Raw genomic sequence first — 14,271 nt, forward strand, 5'->3', positions numbered from 1 at the left:
CTAACTTTCAGTAGGCGCTGCCTGTTGGGTTGGGGTCCACCGGAGGCAGGTCGCCCCAACCCGAGGGGGTGTAGAGCGGGCCAAACAACAGGCTTTTCTCTTCGGCACTGACAGTGCTGTCGGGTTGCTCCTCAATGCTGACGCGGTTGCGGCCTGCCGCCTTGGCCTGGTAGAGCTGGTGGTCGGCACGGTCGGTCCACAGCAAGGTTGTGGAGCGGATCCACTGCAGGGCAAAGGCGCCGCCAATGCTCACCGTGACGTGGAGTTCCACCGAGCCCGAGACCTTGATGGGCGTGTTGGCAACGGCACGCCGGATACGTTCGGCCACCACGCTGCCAAAGCCGGCCTGGCATGCGGGGAGCACCACGGCGAACTCCTCGCCACCGTAGCGCGCCAGCGTGTCCATGGGGCGCACGCAGGCACTGAGCGTGCGCGCCACCGACTGCAGCACGATGTCGCCAGCCAGATGGCCATGCGTGTCGTTGACCTTCTTGAAATGGTCAATGTCGAGCATCAGCAGCAATGCTGCCTCTCCCGAGCGAGTGACGCGGTCGATTTCACGTTCCAGCACGGCGCGGAAGTGCCGGCGGTTGGCCAGACCGGTGAGCGGGTCTTTGAGGGAGAGTTCACACAGTCCGTCGATCAGGCCCTGCAGGTAGCGCGAGGGCACCTCGCGGTGCAACGCTGCTTCGCTGCCGCCAGCCTGAGCCACCAGCGCGTGGGCAGTATCCAGGCGAAGGTCGCGCAGATCTACCAGATGAGAGGCCGCAGAGTCAGACACAAATGGAGCAAAAAGAGTTTGTGCAGTGTACCAGTGCGCCAGCGGGAAGGGCCCCCGCCCCAGGTCTAGGTGAAACCCGCAGCGGTACTGGGAAAAGGGGGGTGAAAGGCTCCAGCATCACACCCGTTCCACCGGCTGCGGAAGCTGCTGCAGCGCTACCATTGCTTCGGCGTCGGTGCGGTACATCGCAAGGCCCGTTCCGGGCTCCAGCAAACCGGCTTGGCGCAGAACCTGCTCTACGGGAAGCTTGAGGCCGCTGAGGTGCAATGTACCCCCCCGTGATTGCAGCAGGGCCAGCAGCTGCGCGAAGGTCTCTACGCCCGTCACGTCGATCCGGTTGATGGGCTGGGCCATCAGGCACAGGTGCACTACATCGGGATGGGTGGCCAGGTGCTCGGTAACGCGCCGCTCCAGGGCGCTGGCCGAGGCAAAGTCCAGCTCGGCATCCATGCGCAGCGCCAGCAGCCGGGGAGCCAGAGCGGGCAGGTGCCACAGGTGCCGGTCGCGCAGGCTGCCATCCGGGTGCAGGCCCACTTCAATGATGCGGGGGTGCAGCCGCTGGTACAGAAAGTGGCTGAGGTTCATCAGCAATCCCACCAGCACGCCCCAGTACATGCGCGGGGCCGTGGCCAGCGTCAGTGCGAAGGTGATGCCGCCGATCACGGCCTCTACCCTTGACACCCGCCACAGGCGCAGCAGCATGCCGGGCTTGATGAGGCTGGTCACGGCGGTTACCACCACGGCAGCCAGCACCGACTGCGGCACGTGGTAAAGCGCCGGAGTGAGCCACAGCAGCACCACGAGTACCAGGGCAATGGCAAACAGCGTGGCCCAGCCGCTTTTGGCGCCCGCATAGAGGTTGATGGCCGAGCGCGAGAACGAGGCACTGGTCGCAAAGCTGCCAAACAGTCCGCTGCTGATTTTGGCCAGGCCCTGGCCGATGAGGTCCTGGTTCTCATTCCAGCGCTCACCGGACCGCTGGCTTTCTACCTTGGCGCTGGACGCCGTCTCCAGAAAACTCACCAGCGTGACGACCAGCACCGGCATTACCAGGGCAGAAAAGCTGGACCATGGCAGCGCACCAGGCCAGTACGGGGCCGGCAGGCCCGAGGGCAACGCGCCCACCACGGCTCCGCCAGCGTCTGCATAGTCCAGCGCCCAGCTCAGGGCGCCGGCCGCGCCCACCACCACGATGGCTGCAGGAAAGTTCGGCCGCCAGCGGCGGGCCAGTATCAGCAGCGCCAGACTGCCCAGGCCAAAAGCCGCCGCCGTGAGGTCAAACAGCCCGGTCGAAGGCGTTGACAGCAGCGCCCCCCAGTCTGACCGTAACCCGGTGAGTGCGGCCAGCTGCGAGCCCAAAATCAGTAGCGCCGCTGCCTGGGTAAACCCGCTCAATACGGGGGACGTCACAAGATTGAGCAGCCAGCCAAACCGCGCCATCCCCATGACCAGCTGCAGCAGGCCCGACAGCAAAGCGATCCACGCTGCCATGGCCACCCATTGCGCGCTGCCCGGCTCGGCCAGGCCTGTGAGTGACGCGCCGATCAGCAGGCTGGTAAGCGCCGTCGGCCCCACGCCGAGCCGCGTCGATGCGCTGAACAACACCGCCACCAGCGCAGGGATCAGCGAGGCATAGATACCCGTCACCAACGGCATGCCCGCCAGCGCTGCATAGGCGACCCCCTGCGGCACCAGCATCAGGCCCACCGTCATGCCCGCCCAGAACTCGCCTTTGATCAGGGCGCGGTCTGGCCGGGGCCAGGACAAAAAGGGGAACCAACGGGTGAGTGACGCAGCGGAAAAAGCCATGGGTACATTGTCGCGCCTCGGCATCGGGCCAGTTTTGCGCAATTGGCGGCATCGTCCTACAGGTGTCTAGGCTGCATCCGACCTAGTGCGCACCTGCCTGCGTTTACAGTCTCGCCATGTTTCAACCGCAAGGAGTTTCCGCATGAACAACCTGAAGATTTCCCAGCGTCCTGCACACCGTATTGCAACCATCCTGGCCGTGAGCGCCCTGGCCTTGGGCCTGTCTGCCTGCGGCAAGAAGGAAGAGCCGACTGTGGGCCAGCGCCTGGATTCCGCCGTCGAAAAGACCGAGCAGGCCGCCGCCGAAGCCCGCGCCAAGGCCGAAAGCGCCATGGAGAACGCTCAGACGAAGGTGGAGCAGGGTGCTGCGAATGCAGAATCTTCGGCCAAGGACGCCGCCAACAAGGGCATGGTTTTTCTGAGTGACGCAGAAATCACCGCACAGATCAGCGCCAGCCTCGCCAAGGACCCTGACCTGAGCGCAGTGAAGATTGATGTCGATACAGCCAACGGCCGTGTGACACTGAAAGGCCCCGCACCCTCCGCCGTGGCCCGTGAGCGCGCCGAAGGCATTGCCAAGGCCGTGAATGGCGTTAGTTCTGTGAACAATCAGTTGGTGGTTAGCGCGAGCTAAAGCGCGCGGGCTGGCATCAGCCCCGTCGCCGCTACCAGCGCTTCACACCACGCGCCGCCCGGGCTCACGCCCTGGCGGCGCGCTACCATGGTCGGCATGAAAGAGCACGACACCGACCTCGCCACCCGCATCGTCCACCACGACTACGTTCCTCCTGCTGGTTTCGTAGCGCCCCAGCCGGGGGTCTACAAGGCCTCCACCGTCATCTTTCCCAACGTCGCAGCCATGCGCTCGCGCGAATGGAAGGACAAAAGCGGCTACACCTATGGGCTGCACGGCACGCCCACCACCTTCATCCTGGAAGAGCGCCTGTGTGCGCTGGAGGGTGGCCTGCAGTGCGTGCTGGTGCCCAGCGGCCTGGCTGCTATTGCCAACGTGGCCTTGGCCCTGCTTCAGCCCGGGGACGAAGTGCTGATCCCGGACAACGCCTACGGCCCCGGCAAAGACCTTGCCAATGGTGAGCTGGCGCGTTTTGGTATCACCCATGGGTTTTACGACCCGCTGGACCCCGCCGATCTTGCCGCCCGCATCACCCCTGCAACCCGGCTGGTGTGGCTCGAGGCTCCGGGCTCGGTCAGCATGGAGTTTCCCGACCTGTGCGAGCAGGTGCGCATCTGCCGCGCACACGGCGTGACCACGGCGCTGGACAACACCTGGGGCGCGGGTCTCGCGTTTGCGCCGTTTGACCTCACAGGTGATGGCAGCTTGGGGGTCGATATTTCGGCCCACGCGCTCACCAAGTACCCCAGTGGCGGTGGCGATGTGCTGATGGGCAGCGTCATGACACGGGACCCGGGCCTGCACATGAAGATCAAGCTCACGCACATGCGGCTGGGCTTGGGGGTGGGGGCCAACGACGCGGAGTTCGTGCTGCGCGCACTGCCCAGCATCGGCCTGCGCTACCGCGCCCATGACGAAGCGGCCCGCAGCCTGGCACGGTGGCTGCAGCAGCAGCCCGCCATCGCGCAGGTGTTGCACCCCGCGCTGGAAGGTGCGCCCGGCCACGCGCACTGGAAGGCACTGTGTGGCGCCGGGCAGGGCGGGGCGGGGCTGGCAGCGGGCCTGTTCAGCGTGATGATTGATGCCCGCTACACCCAGCAGCAGGTGGATGCGTTCTGCGACGGCCTGCGGCTGTTCAAGCTGGGCTACAGCTGGGGCGGCCCCATGAGCCTGGTGGTGCCCTACAACATCGCCAGCATGCGCAGCCGCCCGCCCGCGCACTTGAAGCCGGGCACGCTGGTGCGGTTTTCGATCGGGCTGGAGGCGGTGGAAGACCTGCGGCGCGATCTGCAGCAGGCCCTGGAGCACGCCTTCCCGGCAGGCTGAGGCCTGTCTTTTTTGCGCGGGGTGGTAGTTTCCTCAGTGGCGCACCGCCGAGGGCTGGCTTAGTGTGAGTGTTCGCGGGTGTCCCGCTGCCACTTCCACGAACTGCCCGAATGACCGCCACCCCATCGGATTCCTCCACCCCCCTTCCTGCGTCTGCCGATCCGGCCCAGCAACCGGCGCCAGACACCCAGGTGGCCCAGCCCGTGACCCTGCAGCGCCTGGGGTTGGCGGACCCGTTTCGTTGGCTGGCCAAGGGGTTGCAGGATGTGCGCGCGGCTCCCGGCATTGCCCTGTTTTATGGCGTTTGCTTCTGGTGCATGGCGCTGGTGCTGGGCTGGGTGTTCCGCACCCGGCCTGAATACACCATGTCCCTGGCCAGCGGCTGCCTGCTGGTAGGCCCCTTCTTGGCGATGGGGCTCTACGACACCAGCCGTCGGCGCGAGGCGGGGCTCAAGCCCGAGCTGAGCGAATCGCTCACCTGCTGGGACAGCCACATGGGCAGCATGGGCATGCTGGTGCTGGTGCTTGTGGTGCTGGAGCTGCTGTGGGGGCGTGCATCGCTGGTGGTGTTTGCCGTGTTCTTCAACACCGGCATGCCGTCCACCACGGGCGTGCTGCAGGCGGTCTTCAGCCCGCAGAACTGGAGCTTTGTGGCGGTGTACCTCGTGGTGGGGGGCGTATTTGCAGCGCTGGTTTTCTCGACCTCCGTGGTGTCCATTCCCATGATTCTGGACCGAGACACCGATGCGCTCACGGCCGGTATCACCAGCATGCGCGTGGTGCTGGAGAACCCTCTGGTCATGCTGCTCTGGGGCGCACTCATCACCACCATCGTGGTGTTTTCCCTCTGGTTCTGGGGCATCGGGCTGCTGGTGGCCGGGCCGGTGCTGGGCTTTGCAAGCTGGCATGCGTACCGCGCATCGGTCATCCCGCTTCAGCGCCCCCCAGCGGGGGCTTGAAAAACCCATGCTGTTACAGTGAGTCTCAACTTCAGGAAGCAATTACCTTGGCAACACCCAACTACGGATACGAAAAACGCCAGCGCGAACTCGCCAAAAAGAAAAAAAAGGAAGAGAAGCTGAGGTCCAAAACACAGCGCAGGCCGGACGATCCGCAAGGCGACGACCAGCCCGCTGACGGCCAGCCCAACGGCGATGTTGCGGCCCCGGACCAGCCCACAGGCGCTCCCGGCGCCTGAGCCCTCAGCGCAACAGCTTTTTCAGTTCTGGCCACACATTGGCCAGCATCTGCGGATGCGCCTCCGCGCGCGGGTGGATGCGGTCAGGCTGGAACAGGTGGGTCGGATCAGGCCCGTCGGCCACCCCCTTGAGGAAGAAGGGCACCACGGCCACCTTCTGGGCCTTGGCCACTGTGGTGAACAGGCCCGCGAACTTGTTGGCGTAGTCGGTGCCATAGTTGGGTGGCACCTGCATGCCCACCAGCAGCACCTTGGCCCCGGCCTTTTGCGCCGCCTGCGTCATAGCGGTCAGATTCTCTTGCGTGTTCTTGAGCGGCAATCCCCGCAGGGCATCGTTGCCGCCCAGTTCAATCACCACATGGCTGGGCTTGTGCTGCGCCAGCAGCGCCGCCAGGCGCGAACGGCCGCCCGAAGTAGTCTCCCCACTCACGCTGGCGTTGACCACCGTAGCGGCCAGCTTTTCCTGGGTCAGCTGTTTTTCGAGCAGAGCCACCCAGCCCGTGCCGCGTGCCAGGCCATATTCGGCGCTCAGAGAGTCTCCCAGCACCAGGATCACGGGCTGGCGAATCGGCGCGGCCGCTGTCTTGGACGTTGCCTGGGCCATGGCGCAGGGCGCCGAAAGCCCCACCAGAAGCCCGATAGAGGCGCGCAGGATAAAGTGGCGCCGTTGCTGATATCGAATCAAAGTAAAGAGCCTTTCATGTCCGAATCCTCTCCATTGCCCAAGACAGCTGCTGCCACACCCATCATTGCCGTGGAGCATGTCTTCAAATCGGTCACGGATTCCACCGGAACCCTCGACATTCTGCGGGATATCGATTTCCGCTTGGCCGCCAGGGAAACCGCCGCCATCGTGGGCGCGTCGGGCTCGGGCAAGAGCACCTTGCTGTCCATCATCGCGGGGCTGGACACCCCCAGCCGTGGCACGGTGCGGCTCGATGGCCACGACCTCTTTGCCATCGACGAGGATGAACGCGCTGCACTGCGTGCCCAGAAGGTGGGTTTTGTGTTCCAGAGCTTTCAGCTCATGGGCAACCTCACCGCGCTGGAGAACGTGATGCTGCCGCTGGAGCTGGCCAACCGCCCTGAAGTTCGCAAAAATGCCCGCAAGGTCGCCGCCGACATGCTGGCCCGCGTGGGGCTGGGCCAGCGCCTCTCTCACTACCCCAAGGTGCTCTCGGGCGGCGAACAGCAGCGCGTGGCGCTGGCGCGGGCGTTTGTGGTGCAACCTGCCGTGCTGCTGGCTGATGAGCCTACGGGCAGCCTCGACTTTGCCACCGGCGAAACCATCATGAAGCTCATGTTCGACCTGAACCGCGAGCAGGGCACCACGCTGGTGTTGGTCACCCATGACCGCGCCATTGCCGAGCAGTGCGAGCGGCGTATCACCATCGAAGCCGGGCGGGTCGTGTAAGCGCTATTTGCCCCGCTGAGAGGGAGGCGGAAACCAGGTTTTTGAGTGTTTTTGGCCTCTAGCGCTTATTCATCAAGCGCTAATAGCTATCAAATTGATAGTTTTCCAAAGCCGGTGCCCTGCGCCAGCGGATAATCCCCCCATGTCCAGCCCCAAAGTTCTCTTCGGCTTTCACGCCGTGGGCGTGCGTCTGAAGACCGCGCCGAAATCCATCATCGAGATTTACTACGAGGCCACGCGGCGCGATGCCCGCATGCGCCAGTTTCTAGACCGCGCCCGCGAGGCCGGTGCCCGCCTGATTGAAGCCGACAGCGTGCGCATCGCCAAGCTGGCCGGCAGCCATGGCCACCAGGGCGTGGCTGCGCGCGTAGAGCCCGTGAAGGTTGCCACCTCGTTGGATGAACTGCTGGAAGACCTGGAAGCCGCCGGCATTGAGCAGCCCCTGCTGCTCGTGCTGGACGGCGTGACCGACCCGCACAACCTGGGCGCCTGCCTGCGCGTGGCCGATGGTGCGGGCGCGCATGCCGTCATCGCCCCCAAGGACCACGCCGTGGGCATCAACGCCACCGTGGCCAAGGTGGCCAGCGGCGCGGCCGAGACCATGCCGTACTTCATGGTCACCAACCTGGCACGCACCTTGAACGAACTCAAGGAGCGCAACATCTGGTGCATCGGAACCAGCGACGACGCCCCCAAGACCATCTACCAGGTCGACCTGAAAGGCCCCGTGGCCCTGGTGCTGGGCGCCGAAGGCGATGGCATGCGCCAGCTCACGCGCAAGACCTGCGATGAGCTGGTGAGCATCCCAATGAAGGGCGCTGTGGAGAGCCTGAACGTATCGGTGGCCAGCGGCGTGTGCCTGTACGAGGCGCTGCGCCAGCGGTCTTGATGCAGCCCTGTAGGTGATGGAAGGTGCTTTGCTCGACGCCGTAAAAGCATGGGTGCAGCAGGCGCGCCACATCGCCGTGCTGACCGGTGCAGGCATCAGCGCCGAATCCGGTGTGCCCACCTTTCGCGATGCCCAGACCGGTTATTGGGCGCAGTTTCGGCCTGAGGACATGGCCACCGAAGCCGGGTTTCGTGCCCACCCGCAGCGCGTGTGGGACTGGTACCAGTACCGGCGTGACCTGCTCACCGGCGTGGCGCCCAACGCGGGGCATCAGGCGCTGGCAGCGTTTGCGCAGCAATACCCGGATCGGCTCACGCTCATCACCCAGAACGTGGACGGTCTGCACCAGCGCGCGGGCAGCGTCGGCGTGTTGTGCCTGCATGGGGACATCTTTGAAAACCGCTGGCTGGATGCGCCGCGCAACTGCTGCCACATCGATCACGCCGTGGCGGGCCATCCCCCGTACTGCGACCGCTGCGGCAACCTGCTGCGGCCCGGTGTGGTCTGGTTTGGCGAAGCCCTGCCTTTTGCCACCCTGGAGGCCGCCCAGCACGCAGCCCACACATGCGATCTGATGTTGGTCGTCGGCACGGCCGGGGCGGTGTACCCGGCGGCCGGTCTTGCGCACCAGGCGCGCGCTGCGGGTGCGCGGGCGGTGGTGGTCAATCCCGCACCGAGCGAGCTGGATGGCACCGCGCATGGCGTACTGCGCGGCACGGCCGCCGAAGTTTTGCCGCAGCTGCTTGGCGCGGGCTAGCAACACCACGCCAGAACCCGTGGGCGATCTCGTCGGTGGCCAAGGTGCAACGGGGTGGCCGGGCTGTCGCAAAGCCGACACGTTAAATCGGCTCCTGCCTGTAGCCTCGCCCACCTTTGCACTATTTCGGGCGTATCAACATGAGCCGTAGACACTTTCTTTTGCGCGCCACCCAGGCCGTTGCTGCCACTGGCCTGCCCGCATGGGCCCATACGGCGCGCGCCGCCGAAGAAGCACTGACGGCTCGCACCATCAACCTGGGTTGCTCCATCGCGTTGACCGGCCCCTTGGGCCAGGCGGGCATCGAGCAGGTGGCAGGCATGAAGGCCGCGTTTGCTGAAGTGAATGCCGCTGGCGGCGTGCATGGCCGCGAGATCCGCATGGACCCCAAGGACGATGGCTATGTGGCTGCACGCACCCTCAAGAACGTGACCGAGATGGTCGAGGCCCAGTCGGTGTTCGCGCTGATCTCGCCGCTGGGCACGGCCAACACGGCATCCATCCTGCCGTTGATCGAATCCAAAGGCATTCCCACCGTTGGCCCGGTGACGGGCGCGACCTCGCTGCGTGCGCCTGAGAACCGCCATGTGTTCTTCCTGCGCCCTACCTACCGCGAAGAGACGCAGCGCCTGGTCAAGCAGATCGTGGACATGGGCCTCAAACGCATTGCCGTGGTGTACCTGGACAACCCGTTTGGCAAGGAAGTGCTCAAGGACATGTCCCGCGCGCTGGACGAGATCAAGGTCGAGCGCGGTGGCGAGTTTGCACTGGCCGTGGACGGCAAGAACGGCGCTGAGCTGGCCGACAAGGTGGCTGCAGAGCGCCCGGGCGCCGTGCTGCTGGCCACCACGGGCACGGCCAACACCGCGTTTGTGCATGCCTTCCGTGCCAAGGCGCAGGGCGTGCCGCTGGCGGGCCTGTCGGTCACGGTGATTTCGTCCGAGCTGCCCAAGCTCGCCGCCTCCACACGGGGACTGGCGCTGGTGCAGGTGTTTCCGGACGCGAATTCGCAAAAATCGGTGGTGGTGCGCAAGTTCCAGAGCACCATGAAGGCCACCGGGGCCGACCCGGCCTTCTTGAACAGCGGCAGCGCGCTCGAAGGCTGGCTCAACGGCCAGATCATGATCGAGGGCCTCAAAAATGCGGGCAAGGACCTCACACGCGACCGCCTGCGCGCGGGCCTGGCCAGCATCCGCGCGCTGTCGTTTGGCGACTTCAACGTAGGCTTTGGCAACAAGGCGCCCTACATTGGCTCCGACGCCATCTACTTGGCGGTGTATGCGGAGAACGGGCGTCGGTTGAGCTGAAAATACGCAAAATTGATAGCTGCTTGCGCTTATGCAGAAAGCGCTAGAGGCCAAAAAAGCTGAAATTTTTCCAGCCCGTGTCTTCGCTCAGGGCAGCTTGCTTTCGCGCAGATACCGCGCCAGCAGTGTGCGCAGGCGCAAGGGGCGCAAGGGCTTGCGTAGCACGGGAAACTCCTTGCCCGCCGAGCGCAGCAGCTGCACGTCCTCGCCCGTCAGTATGGCGGCCAGCTTCAGCCCGTGCTGGCACGCGCGGGCCTCGCGCAGTACGGCCAGGCCGTCGCGCGTGCCGGGCAGGCGCCAGTCGCTCAGCACCACGTCAAACGCATCACTGGCCTGCGTGAGTGCGGCGCAGGCTGCATCGCCGTCGCTGGCGGCCTGCACGGTGAGGCCCCAGCCGGTCAGCAGCTGCACCAGCGCATCGCGCACCAGGGCGTTGTCTTCCACGACCAGCACGCGGCCTTGCAGCGGCGCGGTGGCGGCAGCCGGAGGCTCTGGCGTGGCGCTTTCGCTACCAGGCGAGGCTGGCGGCAGGCGCAGGGCAAAGACCGAGCCGCGCCCAGGTTGCGAACGCAGCTCCACCGAGTGCCCCAGCAAGTCTGCGATGCGCCGCACCGTGGGCAGGCCCAGGCCGTGACCCTTGTCGGGGTCGCGGGCGGGGTTGTTCAGTTGCACGAACTCTTCAAAGACGGATTCGTGCGCCTCGGCGGCAATGCCGATGCCGGTGTCGGCCACGAAAAGGCACAGGCTTTGGTCGGCGCGGCGCACGCCCAGCAGCACGCCGCCGCATGTGGTGTAGCGGATGGCGTTGGTCAGCAGGTTGGCGAGCACCCGTTCGAGCAGCGCCGGATCGCTGACCGCCCAGGCGGACGTTGGGTGCACGCGCATCTGCAGCCCCTTGTGGCGGGCCGCAGCTTCATAGGTGCCTGCCAGTCGCTCCAGTAAGGGCTGCACGGCGAAGGGGCGGGGCTGGGGCGTGACCTGGCCGCTGTCCAGGCGCGTAAGGTCGAGCACCACGCCTAGCAGCCGATCAAGCGCGGACAGGCATTCGTCCAGCCGCGACAGGGTGGCCGGATCGCTGCGTCCATCTTGGCCGCTTTGCAGCACGCTCATGTAGAGGTTCATGGCTTGCAGCGGCTGGCGCAAATCGTGGCTGGCTGCGGCGAAGAAGCGGGACTTGGCGGCGTTGGCCTCGCGCAGCGCCAGGGCTTGGCTTTGCAGTTCGTCCACCAAGGCGCTGTTTTCATGGCGCAGCGCAATCATGCGTTGTAGCGTGCGCGCATGCTGCCTGCCGTAGTACAGCAGATAAGCCAGCAGCAACAGCATGCCCGCACCAAGAAAGCGCGTGCTGCCATCGGCCTCTAGCAGCGCCCGCACTGCAAACGGCGTGATCAGTGTGGGCAGAAAAATCCACATGACCCTGGGGTGGTGTGCATGTGCGCCGATGCTGCCCGCTGCCGTACCGCCCAGCACCAGCGCCCAGTAAAACGGCACCAGGCTGCTGTTGGCATGGAAGAAGAGCACGGACGATGCGCCCCAGTACGCAGCAAGGATGAAGGCATCGACTTCGACCCGGCGCGCCCTGCGCGCAGGGCTCAAGGGGGTAGACTGCGGCTGGCGCACGGCGGCCCGCCAAAGAGGCCTCCACAGATGCACCAGTACCAGCCCTGCCAGCCATGCGGCGAGCACCTGCGTTGGATACCAGCCGTGCATGGCCAGGGCCAGCAGCGATGCGGCCACGATGTTCGATACCACCGAGCCGCGCAGCGCCCGCGACAGCGAGCCGATGCTGTCGGCAAAGACGCGATCCGGTGGTGCGGCGGCCCTGTCTTCTTCAGGTCGCTTCACGTACCACCGCCTGCGCCATCATCACTGCCTGCACCCGATTGGCAGCGCCCATCTTGGTGAAGATGGCGTTCAGGTGGTTCTTCACCGTGCCGGGCGATATGCCCATGGCGCGGGCGATCTCCTTGTTGCTGCCGCCCGAGGCCAGCATGTGCAGCACATCGATCTGCCGCGCCGTCAGGCCGTAGGGGCCGGTGGGCTGCTCCGCATCAGGCGGCTGCGCGGCGACGGCGAACGAGGGCTCGCCCTCGGCCAATTGGCGCAGTTGCGCCAGCAGGGCGGGCACTTCCAGCGTTTTGGGCAGATAGGCCACCAGCCCAGCGTCCTGCGTGCGGCGTGCCAGCGTTGGGTCGTCCACGCCAGACATCAGGCCCACACCCATGCCGGGGTGCTGCGTCATCAGCAGCGCGGCGCAGCGCAGGCCGTCCATGCCGGGCAGGCGGTAGTCCAGCAGCACCAGATCGAACCCTTCGCTCTCCCCCTCGCCATGGCCCGCCAGCAGGTCGATGGCCTCGGCGGGCGAGCCCACGGCCTGCACGCGCAGCCCCGGCGCCTGGTGGCGCAGCGCGGCGGCCAGCCCGTCTCGGAACAGGGGGTGGTCGTCCACTAGCAGAAGGGCAAAGCCGTTGAGCGGGTCCAAGGCGGGGTCTCCATTTTTCGTGAAGTTTTTCACGTTGCAGAGGATAGCGTGCAGCCCAGGCCCTCTGCATGGGCCGAATGGCATATGGCCGCGCGCGTTTTGCGTGGGCACCATCCCGCCCCATGCGTGAAAGGAAAAGCACGAAACCAGCTTGCGCCGCTCTTCACGTCCCATCCACCCACCAAGAGAAAAGTATGACCTCTTACAACACCCTCACCATCAGCGGCGCGGCACTGCTTGTCATGATGGCTTTGGCTGGCTGCGGCGACAAGACCGCAGAGTCCACCCAGACGGCCCAACAGGCCGCCGAAAAAGTCACCGGCAAGAAGAAAGTCAAGCTGAAGGGCAACACGCCCCTGGATGCCGCTGCCTATTCCGTCACCTCTGTGATGTCTGGCAAGTTCAAGGACTACCACATCACCGGCAACACCGTCCGGCTCGTCGTGAAGGACGGTGCAGCCCTGTCCGGCAGCGAATGCACCATCATCAACGCGGCCACGAAGGCGGATCACCCCAACGCCACCTTTGTCATCGACAGCGGCAGCGCAACCGTCACCTGCTGACCAGGATGCCATCCCGCCGCCTTCGTGAAAGCAAAGCCATGCTAGTGCACCGCACCCGCCTGCTGCTAGTCGCCGCCTGCCTGCCCCTGGCCGCGCTGGCGGAGCACGGCCAGTCTGCCGCCGAGCGCGCGCAGGAAACCCCGCCCGGTCCCTGGCAGGGCAACTGGCGAGTGACACGCGACGATCCACGCATCCGAACCCGCGCCGGGGCCGAGCTGGCGCGGCTGCACATCATCCAGCAGCAGGGCAGCCGCGTGCTGCAGTTGCAATGGGTGGCAGGGCGCGCCATGTGCGAAGACCCGGCGGGAGAACCCTGCGAATGGGCGGGCGCGGCGGGCGAATCGGCCCACGCCCGCGAGCTGAAGGGCGGGGGCCTCGCCGCGCCGCTGGCGGTGAGCGCCGACACCGACGACCCCTTCACCCTGCGCTTTGCGCGCCACCCCGCGACGGGCCAGGCGGCAGAGGGCACGCTGACCAGCGCGCGCGGCGACATCCGATGGCGCGTGCGTATCGAGCGCGACAGTCAATGAACACCACTACCGAAAGAGAGCCTGCCATGAAGACCGCAACCCTTGCCATCGCCACCGCCGCCTGCTTCGCCGCAGCAGCCCAGGCCCAGGACATCGCCCCCGGCCTGTGGGAGTTCAAGCACGACGTGCGCGTGCCTGGCCAGCCGGACATGGCTGCCCAGATGGCGCAGATGCACGAGCAGATGAAAAACCTGCCGCCCGAGGCGCGCAAGATGATGGAGCAGCAGATGGCGGGCCACGGCATCGGCATGGGCGCGGACGGCGCTCTGCGCCTGTGCATCAGCCCCGAGAACGCGAAGCAGGACCCCATCCGCGAAGGCCACACCGAGGGCGACTGCACCTACACCCAGGTCAAGCGCAGCGGCAGCACCTGGACGGGCCGCCTTACCTGCAAGGAGCCGCCCAGCCAGGGCGACTTCACCACCACGCTGCACAGTGCCAGCCACTTCAGCACCAAGGCCGTGCTCACCAGCAAGCAGGATGGCCGCATGGACATGAGCACCGAGGCGCGCCGCCTGTCGGCCGACTGCGGCACGCTCAAGCCCCTGGCAACGCCCACCAAGCCCGCGGCCAAGCGGTGA

The 14,271-nt window shown here is 65.9% G+C and carries 16 protein-coding genes; 11 read left to right on the forward strand and 5 right to left on the reverse strand.

The window, feature by feature from the left end; translation table 11 throughout:
* Positions 1-7: 7 nt before the first annotated feature.
* Together EXV95_RS03780 and EXV95_RS03785 are read right to left on the reverse strand one after the other, a co-directional pair.
* A complete protein-coding gene (locus tag EXV95_RS03780; protein WP_055398112.1) occupies positions 8-781 on the reverse strand; it encodes a GGDEF domain-containing protein in 774 nt (257 codons plus the stop codon).
* A 117-nt stretch (positions 782-898) separates the two neighbouring features.
* Positions 899-2,590 (reverse strand): SulP family inorganic anion transporter, encoded by a 1,692-nt coding sequence (locus EXV95_RS03785; protein ID WP_176885863.1) that lies wholly within the window; start codon positions 2,588-2,590, stop codon positions 899-901.
* A gap of 142 nt (positions 2,591-2,732) precedes the next feature.
* Between EXV95_RS03785 and EXV95_RS03790 the strand changes: the two genes are divergently transcribed.
* The 4 genes from EXV95_RS03790 (at position 2,733) to EXV95_RS03805 (ending at position 5,748) form a co-directional block, all read left to right on the forward strand.
* Positions 2,733-3,224, forward strand: a complete 492-nt coding sequence (locus tag EXV95_RS03790) for a BON domain-containing protein (RefSeq protein WP_055398114.1) — start codon at positions 2,733-2,735, stop codon at positions 3,222-3,224.
* Positions 3,225-3,311: 87 nt separating this feature from the next.
* On the forward strand, positions 3,312-4,550 hold the full coding sequence (locus EXV95_RS03795; RefSeq protein ID WP_176885864.1) for a PLP-dependent transferase: 1,239 nt from the start codon (positions 3,312-3,314) through the stop codon (positions 4,548-4,550).
* Between the two features lie 110 nt (positions 4,551-4,660).
* Positions 4,661-5,509, forward strand: coding sequence for a DUF2189 domain-containing protein (locus EXV95_RS03800; protein WP_255484912.1), 849 nt, complete (start codon positions 4,661-4,663; stop codon positions 5,507-5,509).
* Between the two features lie 47 nt (positions 5,510-5,556).
* Positions 5,557-5,748, forward strand: coding sequence for a hypothetical protein (locus EXV95_RS03805; protein ID WP_176885865.1), 192 nt, complete (start codon positions 5,557-5,559; stop codon positions 5,746-5,748).
* 4 nt (positions 5,749-5,752) lie between these two features.
* Here EXV95_RS03805 and EXV95_RS03810 read toward each other — a convergent pair whose 3' ends face one another.
* Positions 5,753-6,433 (reverse strand): arylesterase, encoded by a 681-nt coding sequence (locus EXV95_RS03810; protein ID WP_176885866.1) that lies wholly within the window; start codon positions 6,431-6,433, stop codon positions 5,753-5,755.
* Between the two features lie 15 nt (positions 6,434-6,448).
* On the opposite strand from EXV95_RS03810, the gene EXV95_RS03815 reads away from it, so the two are divergent.
* From EXV95_RS03815 to EXV95_RS03830, 4 genes are all read left to right on the forward strand, one after another.
* On the forward strand, positions 6,449-7,162 hold the full coding sequence (locus EXV95_RS03815; protein ID WP_055398119.1) for an ABC transporter ATP-binding protein: 714 nt from the start codon (positions 6,449-6,451) through the stop codon (positions 7,160-7,162).
* Between the two features lie 142 nt (positions 7,163-7,304).
* Positions 7,305-8,051: a 23S rRNA (guanosine(2251)-2'-O)-methyltransferase RlmB gene (rlmB, locus tag EXV95_RS03820; RefSeq protein ID WP_055398120.1), complete on the forward strand. Its 747-nt coding sequence runs from the start codon at positions 7,305-7,307 to the stop codon at positions 8,049-8,051.
* Between the two features lie 16 nt (positions 8,052-8,067).
* Complete coding sequence (locus EXV95_RS03825) at positions 8,068-8,808, forward strand: NAD-dependent deacylase (RefSeq protein WP_176885867.1); 741 nt, start codon at positions 8,068-8,070, stop codon at positions 8,806-8,808.
* 140 nt (positions 8,809-8,948) lie between these two features.
* Positions 8,949-10,115: an ABC transporter substrate-binding protein gene (locus EXV95_RS03830; RefSeq protein WP_176885868.1), complete on the forward strand. Its 1,167-nt coding sequence runs from the start codon at positions 8,949-8,951 to the stop codon at positions 10,113-10,115.
* Positions 10,116-10,202: 87 nt separating this feature from the next.
* On the opposite strand, the gene EXV95_RS03835 is transcribed toward EXV95_RS03830, so the two are convergent.
* Positions 10,203-11,960, reverse strand: a complete 1,758-nt coding sequence (locus tag EXV95_RS03835) for a hybrid sensor histidine kinase/response regulator (RefSeq protein WP_176885869.1) — start codon at positions 11,958-11,960, stop codon at positions 10,203-10,205.
* Positions 11,947-12,597 carry a response regulator transcription factor gene (locus EXV95_RS03840; RefSeq protein ID WP_176885870.1) on the reverse strand — a complete coding sequence of 217 codons (651 nt, stop codon included), beginning with the start codon at positions 12,595-12,597 and terminating at the stop codon, positions 11,947-11,949. Before EXV95_RS03840 ends, EXV95_RS03835 begins: the two co-directional genes overlap by 14 nt.
* A gap of 194 nt (positions 12,598-12,791) precedes the next feature.
* Between EXV95_RS03840 and EXV95_RS03845 the strand changes: the two genes are divergently transcribed.
* Genes EXV95_RS03845 through EXV95_RS03855 form a run of 3 tightly spaced genes read left to right on the forward strand, consistent with a single transcriptional unit; the run spans position 12,792 to position 14,271 of the window.
* Complete coding sequence (locus EXV95_RS03845; RefSeq protein WP_121420009.1) at positions 12,792-13,160, forward strand: hypothetical protein; 369 nt, start codon at positions 12,792-12,794, stop codon at positions 13,158-13,160.
* Positions 13,161-13,198: 38 nt separating this feature from the next.
* Positions 13,199-13,690 (forward strand): hypothetical protein, encoded by a 492-nt coding sequence (locus EXV95_RS03850; RefSeq protein ID WP_121506515.1) that lies wholly within the window; start codon positions 13,199-13,201, stop codon positions 13,688-13,690.
* A 26-nt stretch (positions 13,691-13,716) separates the two neighbouring features.
* A complete protein-coding gene (locus EXV95_RS03855) occupies positions 13,717-14,271 on the forward strand; it encodes a DUF3617 domain-containing protein (protein ID WP_176885871.1) in 555 nt (184 codons plus the stop codon).

Source organism: Acidovorax sp. JMULE5 (assembly GCF_013376875.1).
GTDB classification, from domain to species: Bacteria; Pseudomonadota; Gammaproteobacteria; order Burkholderiales; family Burkholderiaceae_C; genus Acidovorax; species Acidovorax facilis.

Bases quoted from the DNA above. Each gene is read 5' to 3' on its own strand.
- EXV95_RS03785 (WP_176885863.1), bottom strand. From the start codon at position 2,590: ATGGCTTTTTCCGCTGCGTCACTCACCCGTTGGTTCCCCTTTTTGTCC.
- EXV95_RS03790 (WP_055398114.1), top strand. From the start codon at position 2,733: ATGAACAACCTGAAGATTTCCCAGCGTCCTGCACACCGTATTGCAACC.
- EXV95_RS03795 (WP_176885864.1), top strand. From the start codon at position 3,312: ATGGTCGGCATGAAAGAGCACGACACCGACCTCGCCACCCGCATCGTC.
- EXV95_RS03800 (WP_255484912.1), top strand. From the start codon at position 4,661: ATGACCGCCACCCCATCGGATTCCTCCACCCCCCTTCCTGCGTCTGCC.
- EXV95_RS03815 (WP_055398119.1), top strand. From the start codon at position 6,449: ATGTCCGAATCCTCTCCATTGCCCAAGACAGCTGCTGCCACACCCATC.
- rlmB (WP_055398120.1), top strand. From the start codon at position 7,305: ATGTCCAGCCCCAAAGTTCTCTTCGGCTTTCACGCCGTGGGCGTGCGT.
- EXV95_RS03825 (WP_176885867.1), top strand. From the start codon at position 8,068: ATGGAAGGTGCTTTGCTCGACGCCGTAAAAGCATGGGTGCAGCAGGCG.
- EXV95_RS03830 (WP_176885868.1), top strand. From the start codon at position 8,949: ATGAGCCGTAGACACTTTCTTTTGCGCGCCACCCAGGCCGTTGCTGCC.
- EXV95_RS03845 (WP_121420009.1), top strand. From the start codon at position 12,792: ATGACCTCTTACAACACCCTCACCATCAGCGGCGCGGCACTGCTTGTC.
- EXV95_RS03850 (WP_121506515.1), top strand. From the start codon at position 13,199: ATGCTAGTGCACCGCACCCGCCTGCTGCTAGTCGCCGCCTGCCTGCCC.
- EXV95_RS03855 (WP_176885871.1), top strand. From the start codon at position 13,717: ATGAAGACCGCAACCCTTGCCATCGCCACCGCCGCCTGCTTCGCCGCA.